This is a genomic window from Ralstonia psammae, assembly GCF_958405935.1.
Taxonomy (GTDB): domain Bacteria; phylum Pseudomonadota; class Gammaproteobacteria; order Burkholderiales; family Burkholderiaceae; genus Ralstonia; species Ralstonia psammae.
The window spans coordinates 285,433-300,848 of record NZ_CATZBU010000006.1 but is presented as its reverse complement, the minus strand read 5'-3'; the positions used below and the strand labels follow the sequence as shown (position 1 = coordinate 300,848).

Annotated in this window: 14 protein-coding genes; 3 read left to right on the top strand and 11 right to left on the bottom strand. The window is 65.5% G+C overall.

What is annotated here, in order from left to right:
* Positions 1-113 precede the first annotated feature (113 nt).
* From R2N16_RS15285 to R2N16_RS15265, 5 genes are all read right to left on the bottom strand, one after another.
* Positions 114-560: a hypothetical protein gene (locus R2N16_RS15285; protein ID WP_316666583.1), complete on the bottom strand. Its 447-nt coding sequence runs from the start codon at positions 558-560 to the stop codon at positions 114-116.
* A 170-nt stretch (positions 561-730) separates the two neighbouring features.
* Positions 731-1,498: a sulfite exporter TauE/SafE family protein gene (locus R2N16_RS15280; RefSeq protein WP_316666582.1), complete on the bottom strand. Its 768-nt coding sequence runs from the start codon at positions 1,496-1,498 to the stop codon at positions 731-733.
* Between the two features lie 64 nt (positions 1,499-1,562).
* Complete coding sequence (locus R2N16_RS15275; RefSeq protein ID WP_316666581.1) at positions 1,563-3,119, bottom strand: ABC transporter permease/substrate-binding protein; 1,557 nt, start codon at positions 3,117-3,119, stop codon at positions 1,563-1,565.
* Positions 3,101-4,309, bottom strand: a complete 1,209-nt coding sequence (locus R2N16_RS15270) for an HD-GYP domain-containing protein (protein WP_316666580.1) — start codon at positions 4,307-4,309, stop codon at positions 3,101-3,103. Before R2N16_RS15270 ends, R2N16_RS15275 begins: the two co-directional genes overlap by 19 nt.
* A 274-nt stretch (positions 4,310-4,583) precedes the next feature.
* Positions 4,584-4,856, bottom strand: a complete 273-nt coding sequence (locus R2N16_RS15265) for a hypothetical protein (RefSeq protein ID WP_316666579.1) — start codon at positions 4,854-4,856, stop codon at positions 4,584-4,586.
* 407 nt (positions 4,857-5,263) lie between these two features.
* On the opposite strand from R2N16_RS15265, the gene R2N16_RS15260 reads away from it, so the two are divergent.
* A complete protein-coding gene (locus R2N16_RS15260) occupies positions 5,264-6,070 on the top strand; it encodes a hypothetical protein (protein WP_316666578.1) in 807 nt (268 codons plus the stop codon).
* A 244-nt stretch (positions 6,071-6,314) separates the two neighbouring features.
* Positions 6,315-7,496, top strand: a complete 1,182-nt coding sequence (tet, locus tag R2N16_RS15255; protein WP_316666577.1) for a Tet(A)/Tet(B)/Tet(C) family tetracycline efflux MFS transporter — start codon at positions 6,315-6,317, stop codon at positions 7,494-7,496.
* A 6-nt stretch (positions 7,497-7,502) separates the two neighbouring features.
* On the opposite strand, the gene R2N16_RS15250 is transcribed toward tet, so the two are convergent.
* A complete protein-coding gene (locus R2N16_RS15250; protein WP_316666576.1) occupies positions 7,503-8,315 on the bottom strand; it encodes a transporter substrate-binding domain-containing protein in 813 nt (270 codons plus the stop codon).
* A 75-nt stretch (positions 8,316-8,390) separates the two neighbouring features.
* A complete protein-coding gene (locus R2N16_RS15245; RefSeq protein ID WP_316666575.1) occupies positions 8,391-9,806 on the bottom strand; it encodes a M20 family metallopeptidase in 1,416 nt (471 codons plus the stop codon).
* A gap of 224 nt (positions 9,807-10,030) precedes the next feature.
* Between R2N16_RS15245 and R2N16_RS15240 the strand changes: the two genes are divergently transcribed.
* Positions 10,031-10,306 (top strand): hypothetical protein, encoded by a 276-nt coding sequence (locus R2N16_RS15240; protein ID WP_316666574.1) that lies wholly within the window; start codon positions 10,031-10,033, stop codon positions 10,304-10,306.
* Between the two features lie 90 nt (positions 10,307-10,396).
* Here the strand turns inward: R2N16_RS15240 and R2N16_RS15235 are convergent, their stop codons facing one another.
* The 4 genes from R2N16_RS15235 to R2N16_RS15220 form a co-directional block, all read right to left on the bottom strand.
* Complete coding sequence (locus tag R2N16_RS15235; RefSeq protein ID WP_316666573.1) at positions 10,397-11,707, bottom strand: HipA N-terminal domain-containing protein; 1,311 nt, start codon at positions 11,705-11,707, stop codon at positions 10,397-10,399.
* 575 nt (positions 11,708-12,282) lie between these two features.
* On the bottom strand, positions 12,283-13,185 hold the full coding sequence (locus R2N16_RS15230) for a DMT family transporter (RefSeq protein ID WP_316666572.1): 903 nt from the start codon (positions 13,183-13,185) through the stop codon (positions 12,283-12,285).
* Positions 13,186-13,244: 59 nt separating this feature from the next.
* The gene (locus tag R2N16_RS15225; RefSeq protein ID WP_316666571.1) at positions 13,245-13,793 is read right to left on the bottom strand and encodes a methylated-DNA--[protein]-cysteine S-methyltransferase; all 549 of its coding nucleotides are present in this window, start codon (positions 13,791-13,793) and stop codon (positions 13,245-13,247) included.
* 29 nt (positions 13,794-13,822) lie between these two features.
* On the bottom strand, positions 13,823-15,298 hold the full coding sequence (locus tag R2N16_RS15220; RefSeq protein ID WP_316666570.1) for an AlkA N-terminal domain-containing protein: 1,476 nt from the start codon (positions 15,296-15,298) through the stop codon (positions 13,823-13,825).
* Between the last annotated feature and the right edge of the window lie 118 nt (positions 15,299-15,416).

Below are 15,416 nucleotides of genomic sequence, written 5' to 3'. Positions count from 1 at the left end.
GGTCATCAAACGTCGGGCTTATGGGTACCGCGATGAGGAATACTTCTTCCTCAAGATCCGCGCCGCGTTCCCCGGTATTACTCGATGAACCTTTTTTTCATGGGCTGATGCTGTTACTGCATGTTGCCGGCGGCTTCAGAACGGCGTTCGCGGCAGACGCGCTGGGCTTCACCCACCAGCGAATCGCACTGGCTGGCGCGACGTGACCAGAATGCGCGGTCCGACGACGATTCCGCAGTCGCCTTGCCCTTGCCATGGCGGTGCGTGACGTGCTTGTCGACCCACTTGTCGGTTTTCACATGCGCCCGATGGACTTTCTGCTTGAGCGTGCCGGGCGCGGCTTCGGGCTGCGCGCCGGTGGCCTTGTTGTGATAGCCGGGGTTGGCAGCGGCATCGGCGTTGCGCTGAACCTGGGTGCGCGGGCCTTCCATTTGGCTGTCGACGCCCGTCACAGCGCTGTGATCCTTCTGCTGGGCCTGCGCGGGCGCCGCGCCGATCCAAGCACAAGCGGCCACCAGGCCGATTGCTGCGGCCAGACTCGACATCTTGCGTGCTTGCATGCTCGTTCTCCTTGTTGTGAAACGGGGCGGGCTCCATGACACGCATGCGGCGTGCCATCCTGGCGCGCGTCCCGAACGTCACAATAGGAAGGCGGCAACCCGGCAGACAGTAGGCGTTGACTGAACCGTCTGTCGGACAAACGCTGTCAAGCCAGAGTCGGACGCGGCGTTCAGCCACGCATGAACAGCCAGACTGTCAGGACGATCCCGACGATGACGACGAAGCCGCGCAGCACCTTTTCCGGTAGCCGGTGCAGCAGCCACGCGCCGGCAAAGCCGCCTGCGATGCCGCCGATGCCCAGCGCCACCACAGCCGCCCAGTTCACCTGCGGCGAGAACGCAAACACCGCCACCGCGGAGGCGTTCATCGTCATGGCGAGCACGTTCTTGGTCGCGCCTGCCATGCGTACCTGCTGACCGGCAACAGTCAGCGCCGCGAGCATCAGGAAGCCGATCCCGCCGCCGAAGTAGCCGCCGTAAATGGCAATCGCAAACTGCGCGGTCGCCAGCGCGGTGGTCGACATGCCGGATGCCGCGTGCAGCGGTTTGCGGCGGAAGCTGCCCCACGCAAACACGCTGGTCGCAAACAGCACGAGATACGGCACCAGCTTGGCAAAGAACGACGGCGGTGTCGCCAGCAGCAACAGCGCGCCCAGCACGCCGCCCACCAGGCTGATGACAATAAGCTGCTTGAGCGAGAGGTGATGCTCGCCAGCATCGACGCCGCCGGCCAGTTTGCGCCCGGCAATCGACGAGGTGATCTGGCTGGGGAACAGCGCGATCGTCGAGGTCATGTTGGCGCCCAGCGGGTTGAGCCCCGCCAGCAGCAGGGCCGGAAACGTGATGAACGACCCGCCGCCCGCGAGTGCATTCTGGGCGCCGGCATAGACGCCGGCCGCGGCGACGAGCAGGGCGGTGGAAAACGGGAGCGTGGTCATAAGCAGGGCGTGCGGGGCGGCTGGAATGACCGCGATGGTAATGGAACGCCCGCCCGCGCGCTCGTTAGCGCGGTGGGGTGCCGCCGCTGTGCCGGCGCAGCCACCATTCGACCAGCTCGAACGCGCCCTGTACGAGCAGCGCCAGCACCGCTGCAGGGATGGCGCCTGCGAGCAACGTTGCGCTGTCGTTGAGCGCGAGTCCGGTGGCGATGCGCTCGCCATAGCCACCGGCGCCGATGAACGCGGCGATCGTGGCCGTGCCCACGCTGATGACTGCGGCGGTTTTGACGCCGGCGAGGATGACCGGCAGCGCCAGCGGCAGATCCACCACGCGCGTGCGTTGCGACGGCGTGAACCCCAGTGCCAATGCCGCATCGCGCAGGCCGCCGGGCACCTGTTCCAGTCCGACGATGGTGTTGCGCACGATGGGCAGCAGCGCATACACCGCCAGCGCAATCAGCGCCGGCACCACCCCGATCGATCCGACAAGGGGGATGAGCATTGCCAGCAGCGCCAGCGACGGAATCGTCTGCAGCACGCCCACGATTGCAAGGATCGGCTGTTTGATCCGATGACGTGCGGCCAAGAGACCCAGCGGCACGCCGAGCAGCACCGCAACGCCGGTGGAAATGCCCACCAGCATGAGATGCCGTTGCGTGAGCCGCCCCAGGCCGTCCGTCAGTCGGGTGAAGAACGCGCGCGCCGGTGCAGCGGCCGGCGCATTGCCATGTCCAGCGAGAAACTGCCGCGCGGCTTGCGAGAACGATTGGCCTTCGAGTTCGACCGCGGCATTCATCGCCACCATGTCTTCGCGCTGGATGCGTCCGGCAAGTGTGTTGATGGCCTGCCACTGTGCCGGATGCCGATGCGCAACGTCGGCGCGGTAGAGCAGCACGGCGTCGTAGTGCGGGAAGACGTGCGCAGAGTCGTCGAGCACACGCAGATGTTCGCGGCGGATCTTCGCGTCGGTGGAGTAGATGTCGATCACGTCGACCTGGCTGGCGCGCAGCGCGTCGTAGGCGACGCCGTGGTCGAGGCCGATCGGACGTTGCGGTAGCCTGTAGTGCTGCGCAATCGCCGGCCAGCCATCGACGCGGCCGAGAAATTCATGCGACAGGCCAAGCCGCAGCGTCGGGTGGGTAGTCAGATCGGCCAGCGTGCGGATGTGTTCGCGCTCGGCACCGGCCTCGCGCATGGCAAGCGCGTAAGTGTCTTCAAAGCCGAGCGGCACGCCGGCCGCCAGGCCCATGGGCGCGAGGCCACGGTTGACCTCGGCGAGCAGCGCGGCTTGATCGGGGTTGGCAGCCTGTTCGGCCGGCAGGTGCAGGATCTCGGCGGCGATGGTGCCGAGGTAATCCGGGTAGACGTCGATGCTGCCGTTCTTGAGCGCGGCGAAGACGATGGCGGTGTTGCCCAGGCCCGGTACGTGTTCGGCGGGGCCGTGCGGGCTTGCCGTCTGCGTGAGGATTTCGCCCAGCACGTACGACTCGGTGAAGCGTTTGGAGCCGACGCGCAGTGGTCCTTCGGCGAAGGCCGATGCGCTGCACACCAGCGAGCCCAGCGCCAGCCATGTCAGCAAGCGCCGCAGAAAGGGACTACGGGTCAGTCGCCGTGTATCCAAAGTTCGTTGAGGTCGGTCAGGCCCCAGTCGCGGGGTTCTTCTCGCGAGACGATCTGGTCGCCGGTGTGCGCCAGGTCGATGAGTTCGGGCGCAACCCGCGTGCCCGACGATATGGAGAAGAATACCTTGACCGTGGGCGTGAGCAACGCGCCCGGCGCGTGCTGCATGACCACCGCCAGCCGGCCCGAGCGCAGCCGGACCAGCGAGCCCACCGGATAGATGCCCACGCTTTTGACGAAGGCGTTGAACACCATCGGGTCGAAATGGTTGCCGCGCCATTCGACCATGCGTTGTACCGCGTAGGCGGCTTCCCAAGCTTTCTTGTAAGGGCGGTCGGACGTGACCGCATCGTACACATCGCAGATGGCGCCCATGCGCGCAAACAGCGAGATGCCTTCGCCAGCCAGCTTGTGCGGATAGCCCGTACCGTCCATGCGCTCGTGGTGGTGCAGGCAGACGTCGAGCGCGATGTCGCGCATGCCGCTGTCGCCGGCCAGGATGTCGTGGCCTGCCTGCGGGTGGACGATGACGTGGCGGAACTCGGCGTCAGTCAGGGCGCCGGGTTTGTTCAACACCTCGGGCGGAATCGCGATCTTGCCGATGTCATGCAGCAGGCCGGCCAGACCAGCGTCACGGACTTCGTCGTCGGACAGCCCCAACTGACGGCCCAGCGACACCATCAGCGCGCAGACGGCCACAGAATGCAGGAAGGTGTAACGGTCTTTCGCTTTCAGGCGCACGAGGCTTGTCAGCGCGCTGGGGTGCCGGTCGACCGATCCTGAAATGGCTTCCACCAACGGCAGTGCGTCGCGCGCCTCGATCGTGCGGCCCATGCGCGCATCGGCAAACATGGCCTGCACGGCCACCTCGGCCTTGCTGATGAGGCGAGCAGCGCGGCGCATTTCTTCCGCATACGTGATGGGGCGGGGTGCGATGCCGGCGTCGGCAGGGCAGGCGGGCGGCGAGGAGACTTCGGGCGCCGAAGCTGCCGCATTGGCGGCGGCCACGTCGGTGCCGCGCGTGATGTCGATCCACACCTCACGCACGCCGCTGGCACGCAGGCGTTGTAGCTGGGCGGCATCCTCCACGCGAAAGCGGGCCCGCCAGAACGGGTGTTCCAGCCACGAGCCGACAAATTCGTCGAGGTACATGCCCACCCGCAGGTGTTCGATGGCGATGCGCTTGCGCATGTTGATGTTCAGAGATCAGTCCGTGGCGAAGCACGTTTTTGCGCAACGGGGCCAATGGAAGGCTGCCCGCCAATGGATGCATTCTCTTCTATCGGACGGACGCCCCGAGGCTTGAGGGGGGAAAAGTCCGGGCTCGCAATGTGAAGCCTGCGGGGGTAAGCGAAAAAAAAAGCGGCCATAAGGCCGCCTCGGTAAGCCGGTGCCGGTGCCAACTGGGGCACCCGACATCGGGGAGGGAGAGTGATACGGGTGATACGGACAGCAGATTGACGACTTATTGGCCGTCGCTGAACGGGTCAGCCTTGCCGACCAGGGCGCCGTCGGTGTACGGATCAGCCTTGCGCAGCGCGCCGTCGGTGTACGGGTCGGCCTTGCGCACGGCGCCGTCGGTATAGACGTCCGCCTTGCGGGCACCGTCGGTGTAAGGATCAGCCTTGGTCACGGCTTGGCCGTTGGTGTACGGCTCTTTGCCTTGAACGCCGGCAGCGAAGGCGGGAACAGCGGCAACAGCGATCAGCGAGGCGAGAATCAGGTTCTTGGTCTTCATGATGGACTCCACAACAGGGGGGTGAGCATTGCCGCAGGGCAGTTGCGCTGCGGTGCGGTAACGCGATGGCATAAGCTTAGTCGTTGCTCGGAGGGTAAAAAAGCAGTTCTATTAAACTCTTTGTTCAAAAAAGAAGAACAATTGTGGCCCTCCCAGCACCGCAAACTGCACACAAGTCATTGAATTGAAATGAAAATGTGAGATGCGGGATAACCCTTAATGCGAAGGTGTGACGGCGGGCGCGGCAAAAAATTCCTGCCTCGAAGCGTCCCGATTGTTGCGTTGCATTACAGGTATGGGGATTCCCCTCCCCTCAGCCGGCCATGGGGCGGCTAAACATTCGGCGTGGATGGTCGTTGATGCAGGTACGGGCGGCGTTTTCCGCCCCTTGCAGCAGGAAGATCATCATGTCCATTACCACCGCTTCCATCGCCCGTTTCGAGATTGACGGCGTCGCTTACCAAGCGAGGCTGTTTGCCATGCCGTTCCACGTGCCGGAAAACGGCCGCGTGCGCGCACATGCGATCGGGCGTCCGGACATGCCGTTCAGCGGTGTGCACGTCCTGGCCAACTGGCTGAAAGAGCGCGTGCTGCCCGAAGGCGTGGGTCTGGTGATGGCCGATCGCCTGTTCTCGCACGGCGCGGTGGATCAGTGGTCGGGTGCCGACGGCGCGCGTGCGGCCAAGGTGCTATCGCAAGTGGCGCTCGGCAGCAAGAGCAGCCACCGCCTGTGGCGCAACACCGTGGCGGGCGGTTTCCGCGACGAGACAGCGTTCTTCCTGGGCGCCGCCTTTGTGCAGACCGACGCCGGTGTCGACGACATCCGCCTGCTGGGTGACCTGATTCCGGCGGCCGAATGGGCCGGCGTGGCCGATGCCGCCTCGACCATGATGGGTCTGCACCTGTATCGCCCCGACGACCCCGAAACGCTGGTCAATTGCGCGCTGCTGGCGCCGTCCTGGACGGAAGCCGCCGTGGAACGCGCCGACGGCTACCGCGCGCTCACGCTGCTGCACTCCTTTACCGAAGACGACGAGGTTATCCACGTCGACATCGAACTGCTGCCCCCGGGGCAGGTCGTGCTGCAAGTGGAGTCGTGCTCGACGCGCTTCTCAGCGCGCTTCGATCCGGCCCTCCTGGGCCGCGACATGACCGAAGCGCTGCTGCGCGACGCGCTGGCCCTGCAACACGGCGATCCGGCCTGCCTTCACTGAGCGCCACTCACAAAACCTTCCTGGTGTCGTCCTGGTGCCTGCAGTGACCACAACCTGGTGCTCAAGCCCTGTCTGCGCCCGCACACCTGGCCAGGACTGCTTCATTCGGTTTGGCTAGCGGCGCCAAGCTTGCCGGTGGCTTTCGCCTGAGCGCAGCGCAACCCTGCAAGGCGCGCTTCCACGGCATCATCTCGGCTTCCTGTTTTCGAAGCGCCGCCGGCCAATGGGCTCGCGGCGCATTCGCATGCCTGCCTTTGCCGTCATCCTCTTCACACTGACGCTCGATGCCATGGGTGTCGGGCTGATCCTGCCCATCCTGCCGAGCCTGCTGCGCGAGCTGGATCACACGGGCGATATCGCATTCGAATTCGGTTTGCTGATCGCGGCGTACGCGGCGATGCAATTTGTCTTTGCGCCGATCCTGGGCGCGCTGGCGGATCGTTACGGGCGCCGGCCGGTGCTGCTGGTGTCGTTGGCGGGCGCGGCGGTGGACTACCTCGTCATGGCGCTGTCGCCGCACGCGTGGGTGCTGTACGTCGGCCGCGTGGTGGCGGGCATTACCGGCGCCAACTATGCGGTGGCCACGGCGTACGTCGCCGACATCACCGCGCCGGCCGATCGCGCGCGCCGTTACGGGCTGATGAACGCGTGCTTCGGCCTGGGGTTCATCGCGGGGCCGGCTTTGGGCGGGCTGCTGGGTGACTGGTGGCTGCGCGCGCCGTTCCTGCTGGCGGCGGCGCTCAATGGCGTCAACTTCTTGGTTGCGTGCTTCGCGTTGCCTGAGTCGCGCAGCGCTGAACGTCCGCCGTTTGCCTGGCGTGCGCTGCTGCCGGTGCAGTCGTTGCGTCGCGTGGCGCGTGTGCCGACGCTGTTGCCGTTGCTGGCTGTGCTGGCGATCATCGAAATCGTCGGGCAGATTCCGCAAACGCTGTGGGTCATCCACGGCGAGGCGCATTTCGGTTGGGACACGCGTGCTGCCGGCTTGTCATTGGCGGCGTATGGGTTGATGCATGCGCTCGCGCAGGCCTTGCTGACCGGGCCGATTTCCCGCGCGCTGGGCGAGCGCCGCGCCGTGGTGCTGAGCGTGATGATGGATGTGGCCGGCTTTGCGGCCATGGCCTGGATCAGCGCCGGCTGGATGGTTTATCCCACCATGGTGCTGCTGTGCATGGCCGAGATCGGCATGCCCGCGCTGCAGGCAATGCTCTCGCGCCACGTGGGCGAGCATGAGCAGGGCGAGTTGCAGGGCGCGCTGGCCAGCCTCGCCAGCGTGGCCGCCATGATCGGGCCGCTGGCTGCCACAGCGGTGTTTGCGATGACCGCGCCGGTCTGGTCCGGCACGGTCTGGCTGCTCGGCTCGCTGCTTAACGGCGTGTGCCTCGTGCTGCTGATGGGCGGCGCAGCCAGGCGCACCGCACAAGCGTAGCCCTGCTTACTTGGCTGCCGTATTCCACGGATATGCCAGCCACGCATCAAAGCGCTTGGCGAATTCACCGCTCTCCGTGGTCTGCCGCAGCCACTGGTCGACGAAGTTCTTGAACACCACGTCGCGCGGCAGCAGGTAGGCCTTCTCAGAGAAATCGAACGGCGCTTCTGGGTGCACGGCGCACAGTTCTGGGTGCAGTTTCTGCTGCAGCTTGGTTTCCACCGCGTCGGTCATCATCAGGTCTGCACGGCCGGCGACGATCTCGTTGAAGATCGTCACGTTGTCCGGATACACGCGAATCTGCGCCTGCTTCAGGTGCTCGCGCGCGAATTTCTCGTTGGTGCCGCCCGGGTTGACCACCGCGCGCACGTTCGGCTGGTCGATCTGTGCCAGCGTTTGATATTTCGCCTGGTTCTCGCAGCGCGTGATCGGCGTCTTGCCATCGCGCTGATACGGAATCGAATAGAACGCCTTCTTCTGCCGCTCCAGCGTGACGGACACCCCACTCATGGCGATGTCGTAGCGGTCGGCCGTAAAGTCCTGCATCAGCGTCGACCATGTGGTCGGCACGATTTCCAGCTTCACCCCGAGCGCTTTGGCCAGACGTTCGCCCATCTCGACGTCCAGGCCGATGAAGCGGCCATCGGCGGGGTTCTTGTAGGTGAAGGGCTTGTAGTCGCCGGTGGTGCCGACGCGCAGCGTGCCGCGCGCGATGATTTCGTCGAGGCGGTTGGTGGCTGGCATGGTTTGCGCCATGGCAGGTGCCGCGGCGCAGGCGCACAGCAGCAGCGCGCTGGTGCGGATGAAACGGTTGAACATGGAATCCCCTCCTGAGAAATCAAAAGGCGCGGCCCCCCAGACAACTGGGCCGGCCGCGCCCGCATCGACGCCGGCTTATTGGCCCGACGCCTTGTTCCATTGCAGCGCATTGAGCACTGCCAGCGACATCGCGGTCACACCCGTCTTGATAGACGGTTCCGGCACGGGTGCGAACAGCGGCGAATGGTTGGTCGGCAGCGGCTTGGCGCCCGGCTTGAGCGAGGCGAAAAACGTCTGCGGATCATTCACGCCGATGAAGAAGAACATTGACGGGATGCCCGCGTCAACAAACGCAGAGAAGTCCTCGCTCGCGGTGATCGGCGGCACGCGCAGTACGCGGTCGTTGCCGAAGGCGGTCTTGAACATCGCCTCGGTGCGCGCGACCACGGTGGGGTCGTTGTTGACGGCCTTGCCGCCCTCGGTGATCTTGATGTCGGCGTCCGGCGCGCCCGACATCTCCGTGACGGCCTTGGCTGTGCGGCGGATGCCGTCGAGCATCTTCTGGCGCACTGCTGGCTTGTACGAACGGATCGTGCCGCGCAGCAGCACGCTGTCCGGGATGATGTTCTCGGCGCTGCCGCCCTGGATGGCGCCGATGCTCACCACGCCGAATTCCTGCGGATCTTTCTCGCGGCTGATCACGCTTTGCAGGTCGACCACGAAGCGCGCCGCCATCATCACCGGGTCGATGGTCTTGTCGGGCGCAGAGCCATGCCCGCCGCGGCCCTTGAACGTAATTTCCAGCCCGTCGGAGTTGGACGTGATCGGGCCGCTGTTGAAGACGATCGAACCGTACGGCCCCGGGCCGGTGTGCAGCGCAAACGCATAGTCGGGCTTGGGGAAGCGCTTGAAGAAGCCGTCGTCGATCATGCTCTGCGCGCCCGATACGGTTTCTTCGGCCGGCTGCGCGACGAACACCAGCGTGCCGTGCCAGCGGTCCTTGAGCGACACCAGCGTCTTGGCCGTGCCGACCCATGACGCCATGTGCAGGTCGTGCCCGCAGCTATGCGCCACGCCCACGTCTTCGCCGCGCCATTTCGTGTGGACGTGACTGGCGTAAGGCAGGCCGGTTTTCTCTTCCATCGGAAGCGCGTCGAGTTCGGTGCGCACCAGGATCGTCGGGCCGGCGCCATTGCGGTAGACAGCCACCACGCCGGTCTTGCCCACGTGCTCTGTCACGTCAAAGCCGATCTTGCGCATCTGCTCGGCCAGCTTGGCCGCGGTGCGCGTTTCCTGGAACGCCAGCTCCGGATGCGCGTGGATGTCTTTGTAGAGCAAGTCGAGCTGGCCATATTCAGCATTGACCGCCGCGTCCACTGCCGGTTTGATCTGCGCCACGTCGATCCCGCCGGCCGCGGCCGCCGCAGCTTGCGCAGGCGCGGATGGCGCACCGCCCGGGCTGAACGGAATCTGTGCAAACGCCGGCACGGCTGCACTGGCCAGCAGCCAAGCGAGCGCGGTGCGTTTCAACCGGATGGGGGGCGTGATCATGGTGTCTCCTGTCGTTGTGGTGGCGCCAACAAAGTCATTGCTTCGTCAATCGATTCGATTATGCAACGTGATTCACAGCATGTGCACCCGGGGGCATCCCCAGGTCTGACATTCGCGCCGGGTGGAAATGCGCCCCGAAGCGAGCGTCACGCTTGGCACTCGATAGGCGCTTTCCTAGACTGGGTCAGGTGTGCTGTTCCAGTGAATCGAACATCGAAACGCGGATGAATCCGACGACGTCTTGTCTACAGCTAGCGTTTCGCGATGCCCCGCCCGGGGAGACGGCGATTCGTGCGGCGCTGGAAGCCGCGCAGCGGGTGCTTGAGCGCAGTGGTGTGTCGCCGCGCGAAGCGTTCGCGGCCTACCAGGCCTTCGCCAGCGGGGCGGGGAGCCCCGATACCCTGGCGCTGACATTCGCCCGGGCCGAAGCCGAGGCCATGGATACGCTGGCCGCGCACGGCTACGTCCGCTACGGCACGGTCAGCCTGGCCGCGCTTTAAGCGCCACCCGTCGACCTTCCTGGCGTTGTGCTGTGTTGCCAGACCCGCTTCGCCGGTGTTTGTTGGCGGTTTCAGCCGCGTGCTTCCGGTTCAGACTTCCGCGGTCTTGCCGCCCAGCCGACGTGCCGTCTCGGACACGTGGCGGTGGATACGCGCGAGGAAGTCGATCTCCGCCGCGCGTGTCGGCGAATGCCCAAGCGCCTGCGACAGATGCGTCGCCACGAATGACGACTGCGGCGCGAGCATGCTGATCAAGCGCAGCAACTCGCGGCGCGCTTGGCTGGCGTCGTAGCCGAGGTGATCGGCCAGGGCGAGCAGTGCGTCCTGGTCGATGGCGTCATAGCGGGCTTGCGCGTCCGGCGACAGTTCATCGGCATTCCATTCGTTGGCGTAGACCGCCGCGCAGAAAAGATGGTCGTGCGCCGCGAGGCGGATGCCATCCGCACCGATGTGGAAATGCAGTGTGCCGGCCGAGGCATTGCGCCCGCCAATCAGCAGGCAGAACACCATCCAGCGGAACAGCGCGGCCGTGGCGGAAGCGGGGTCTGCGCAGAGGCTCGCGCATTGCGCAACTTGCTCGACGGTGATCGGCAGGAAGCGGTGCTGGGGCGAGAGCCCCAGCAATTGCACCGCCGAGACGACATAACGGGCCTGCACCAGCGCGGTGTCGTCGCTCTTGCAGCGCAGGGTGCGATCGAGACGCTGCACCACGGCGGCGGTTTCCGGAAACTGACGCAGACCGATGAACGGCGTGTCCAGGCCGATACTGCGGCCCAACAGCGTGGCCCAGCAGTGGTTGATGGTGGCGTACGGCAAGTGTGCGCCTTCGCCCAGATCCAATCGAACGAAGTGGCTCGATTGCGCGGCATTGGCCGGCGCAGAAAACCGGCCGAGCCACATCGACACCGGCAGGCCATTCGAGGCCAGGAAGGGCAGGCTGATTTCTTCGGGCGCCGCAGCAACATCGGTGCCGTAGCTGGCGCGCGGTTCAGCCACATGCAGCGGTGTGCTGCGGGGCGGGCGCCCGATGGTTTGCTGGAACTGCAGCACGAGATCGCGTTCGGAGAGCCCATCGGCGCGGCCGCTGCATGGCTTGAGGCCGATGGGCACCAAGGCCAGCGGGCCATCCAGATGCGGCGCCGCTTGCGCGAGATGCTCCAGCGCTGCGGCGGCAGCCTTGGGCGTGCTGCGTGCCGATTCCGGCAGCAGGTATTCAAAGAAGTGGCGTACCGGCTGGGCCTTTGCCGTGTCGGCGATATTGCCGGCGGTGCGCGGCAGGTGCGGACTCAGATCAAAGCCCTGCGACGAAGTCTGCCAGCGAGCATCGTATTCGAACGCCCAACCGCTGCGGCCGCACGATAGCTGACCGATCAGATGCTTATTCAGGTAGACGTCCAGCATGCGCGTATCCAACGTATTTGATGGAGCGTGCGTAGTCGGCTGTGCAGCGGAGAATCCGCCGGCAATTGGGAATTCGGCTGCTTTGCAGCAAATATGCCATTCCCTTGCACGCCCCTTATCGACCGAGGGCGAGCATAACAAAGAAAATCTGCCCGACAAGCGAGAATATCCAATTTCGATGATGCAATTTTCTCAAATCGGATTATCGGATCGTTAAGATCGAGTGCGCGTTGGCCGATATTTCCGGTATCTACTTCAGTTTTTCGGCTTTTTTAAATCTAGCCGCAGAGCCAATGCTGAGGCCATTGAATAAATTTCAGAGGCACCGAATCGATAGGGTATTCATTACAAATCGCCGATTTATCGTGGCGGTGCCAACACTTTCTCGCACAGCCCGAATTGGCGGGAGGCGCCTGCGCAATGCGAGGACGGAGATGACATAACCGCATTGCCCATGGATTCACCTGCGGATTTAAGTGCAGGCTTCAAGCGGATTTTGAGCAGGTCAGGGCACGCCCGGCCTGCCGGGGCGCTCACCGGACCGTTCAGCGGCCGGCATGCAGCAGCGAATCCTTCTACTTTGCCGGGGTCGTCGCATTTGCATGGGTTTTTCTGCCTGGTGCGAACACGCCGGTCGACAGCGACGTACCGAGCAGGATCACCGCGCAGCCGATCAACATGTTGAGCGTCAGCTGTTCGCCCAGAAACAGGATGCCCCACAGCACACCGAACACCGGGATCAGGAAGGTGACCGACACCGCCCGCGTCGGCCCCACATGCGCGACGAGGCGGAAGAAAAGGATGTAGGCCACGCCCGTGCATGCGATGCCCAGGGCGATGACGTGCAGCCACACGCTGCCGGTGGGCGTTTGCGCGGGCCACAGCCAGTAGGCCAGCGGTGCGAGCACGATGGCGGCGCCCAATTGGCTGCCGGTCGCCACGGCCAGCGGCGGCACGCCGGTCAGGAAGCGCTTGGTGTAGCTGCTTGCCACCCCGTACAGCACGGTGGCCGACAGCGCCGCGGCCACCGCCACGCCGCCTTGTTTGGCATCGATGACAGACGACCCACCCACCAGCACGATGACGCCGATAAAGCCGATCGCCAGTCCCAGCACGCGCAGCGACGACATCCGCTCGCCCAGCCACGTGAACGCGACGATGGCCGCAAACAACGGGGCCGCGGCATTGAGCACCGAGGTGAAGCCCGCCGTCAGGGTGAGTTCGGCGTAGGCGAACAGGCAGAACGGGATGGCCGAGTTCAGCACGCCAACGGCCAGCAGATGCGGCCAATGCGTGCGCAGCGCGCCCATGCCGCCGCGCAAGGTGAGCATCGGGACGAGAAAGCATGAGGCGATCGCGACCCGCAGTGCAATGAGGGCCACGGGCCCGAAGGGCGGCGCTGCCACGCGCATGAACAGGAAGGAGCCGCCCCATAGGGCAGCCAGGGTGAGGAGTTCGATCACATCGGAGCGGCGCATGACGGGGTCTCGTTATCGTTGTGGGGTGGTGTGCGCGCATTGTCCGCGCGATTTGCGTTTTATGTAGGCAGCAGTGCCAGCGTGCCTTGGCGGTCGTCGTCGGGCATGGGCAGGCGTTCGCCAACCTGCGCTGGATGCCCCTCGAGCCGCAGCAGGGCGGCCTTGCGTGGCAGGCCGCCGGCATAGCCCGTAAGCGCGCCGTCCGCGCCGACCACGCGGTGGCACGGGATGGCGATCGAGATCGGGTTGCGGCCAACGGCGGTGCCCACCGCGCGTGCGTGTTCGCGCGTGAGCCCCAGGCGTGCGGTGATCTGGCCGTAGGTGGTGCGACTGCCGAATGCGATGTCGCACAGCAGGCGCCAGACGTCTTGCTGGAACGGCGTGCCCTCGGGCGCCATCGGCAGATCGAAGTCGTGCAGCTTGTCGGCAAAGTACGCGGTGAACTGTGCCTGTGCCTCGCGAATGACCGGGACGTCTGCGCCTGGCGACATGCGCGCGGCATTTACGGGAATCGTCTTCTGGCCGGGAAAGAACGCGCCGGTCAGGTGGGTGTCTGTGGCGGTCAACAGCAGATCGCCGAGCGGGCAGGCAAAGGTGTGGCGGTACATGGCGGTCGATTCGTCAACGGGTCATGGCGTCAACTCGATACAGGCAGGGTGAGCGCTTCTTCGCGGTGCCAGAGATGCATGGCGGCATACGCGCGCCACGGGGCCCATGGTTCGGCGCGCTCAACCATGGCACGGCGTGTGGGCAGCGCGCCGTCGCCGTCGGCGAGACGTTTGCGCAGGACGTAATCGCCCAGTGGGAATGCGTTTGGCCAGCCCAGTGCGCGCATGGCAACGTATTGCGCTGTCCACTCGCCGACGCCGGGCAGCGCTTGCAAGGCGGCCAGCGTGGGCGCGAGCGGCACCAGGGGTTCGAGCCGCAGGCTCCCGCCATCGATGGCGCGGGCGAGTTCGACGACGGCGGCGGCACGGCTGGCTTGCAGCCCGGTCTGCGCGGCCAGCGCTTGCGCATCGGTGTTCGCCAGTGCAGCAGCGCTCGGGAATGCCATCGACAGCCCTTCGCGTGATTGCGGCAGCGGCACGCCATACACGGCAGTCATGCGCCCGAGAATGCGTCGCGCCTGCACCAGCGAAATGACCTGCCCGGCGATGGCACGCACGGCAATTTCGAAGCCGTCCACGGCGCCCGGCACGCGCAGGCCGGGGGTTTCGGAAGCGAGCGTGCCGAGGTGCGCGTCCACCAGGTCGGGCCGGCAATCGAGATCGAACAGCCGCCGCGCGCGGGCCAGCACGGGCGGCATGGCGTGCAGCAGGCTGGGCGACAGCGTGAGCGTCACCGCATGGCGTTGCGGCACATTGCGCGCGTGCAGCCAGCCGACGTGCCGCACGCCGGCATAGTCGACGGTGATCGTGCGTGCGTAGCTGTCGGCGTCGACCGCCTCGACGCCATCGACTGCCCGGGCGCGCAGAAACTCGAGCAACGCTTGCCACGCAAACGGCGGACGGTAACCGAGCGTAAGCGTAGGGCCGTCTTCGGTGCACGGTGCCGTCGTGCGCGAGCGCAGGCGCGTGGGTGCAAAGCCGTAGTGCTCGGTAAAGCCGCTGTTCAAGCGCCGCACGCTCCCGAAGCCGGCCGCAAAGGCGACATCGCCGACGGGCATGGCGGTGTCGGTCAGCAGCTGTTTGGCGAGCAGCAGGCGCTGTGTTTGCGCGTACTCGATGGGCGAGACGTCGAACTCGGCGCGGAAGATGCGGCGCAGGTGGCGGTCGGTCACGCCCACGGCTGCGGCCAGCGCGGCCAGGTCGTGCTCTTGCAGAAAGCCCTCCTCGATCATGCGGGCGGCGGCGCGTGCGAGGCTCGACGACATCTCGGCCAGGCTGTGCCCCGGTGCCAGTTCCGGTCGGCAGCGCAGGCATGGCCGAAAGCCCGCGCGCTCGGCGGCGGCGGCCGTGGTGAAGAAGCGGCAATTCTTCTCCAGCGGCGTGCGGACCGCGCAAACGGGGCGGCAATATACGCGGGTGGAAGTCACACCGACGAAGAACCACCCGTCAAAGCGACGGTCGCGCGATTGCACGGCGCGGTAGCAGGCGTTGTGGTCGAGATTCATGGTGGTGAGCGGGGAACTTGGCAGCTAGTCTAGCCCTGTCGGGTCGCATGGGTTCGCCGGATTCGGACACATCCTTCGATGCCAAAAAGACTGCGTCTCGGCACAATGGCGAACACAA

Excerpts from the sequence above, each read along its gene's own strand:
- R2N16_RS15285 (WP_316666583.1), bottom strand. The coding sequence starts at position 560 with ATGCAAGCACGCAAGATGTCGAGTCTGGCCGCAGCAATCGGCCTGGTG.
- R2N16_RS15280 (WP_316666582.1), bottom strand. The coding sequence starts at position 1,498 with ATGACCACGCTCCCGTTTTCCACCGCCCTGCTCGTCGCCGCGGCCGGC.
- R2N16_RS15270 (WP_316666580.1), bottom strand. The coding sequence starts at position 4,309 with ATGCGCAAGCGCATCGCCATCGAACACCTGCGGGTGGGCATGTACCTC.
- R2N16_RS15265 (WP_316666579.1), bottom strand. The coding sequence starts at position 4,856 with ATGAAGACCAAGAACCTGATTCTCGCCTCGCTGATCGCTGTTGCCGCT.
- R2N16_RS15260 (WP_316666578.1), top strand. The coding sequence starts at position 5,264 with ATGTCCATTACCACCGCTTCCATCGCCCGTTTCGAGATTGACGGCGTC.
- tet (WP_316666577.1), top strand. The coding sequence starts at position 6,315 with ATGCCTGCCTTTGCCGTCATCCTCTTCACACTGACGCTCGATGCCATG.
- R2N16_RS15250 (WP_316666576.1), bottom strand. The coding sequence starts at position 8,315 with ATGTTCAACCGTTTCATCCGCACCAGCGCGCTGCTGCTGTGCGCCTGC.
- R2N16_RS15245 (WP_316666575.1), bottom strand. The coding sequence starts at position 9,806 with ATGATCACGCCCCCCATCCGGTTGAAACGCACCGCGCTCGCTTGGCTG.
- R2N16_RS15240 (WP_316666574.1), top strand. The coding sequence starts at position 10,031 with ATGAATCCGACGACGTCTTGTCTACAGCTAGCGTTTCGCGATGCCCCG.
- R2N16_RS15235 (WP_316666573.1), bottom strand. The coding sequence starts at position 11,707 with ATGCTGGACGTCTACCTGAATAAGCATCTGATCGGTCAGCTATCGTGC.
- R2N16_RS15230 (WP_316666572.1), bottom strand. The coding sequence starts at position 13,185 with ATGCGCCGCTCCGATGTGATCGAACTCCTCACCCTGGCTGCCCTATGG.
- R2N16_RS15225 (WP_316666571.1), bottom strand. The coding sequence starts at position 13,793 with ATGTACCGCCACACCTTTGCCTGCCCGCTCGGCGATCTGCTGTTGACC.
- R2N16_RS15220 (WP_316666570.1), bottom strand. The coding sequence starts at position 15,298 with ATGAATCTCGACCACAACGCCTGCTACCGCGCCGTGCAATCGCGCGAC.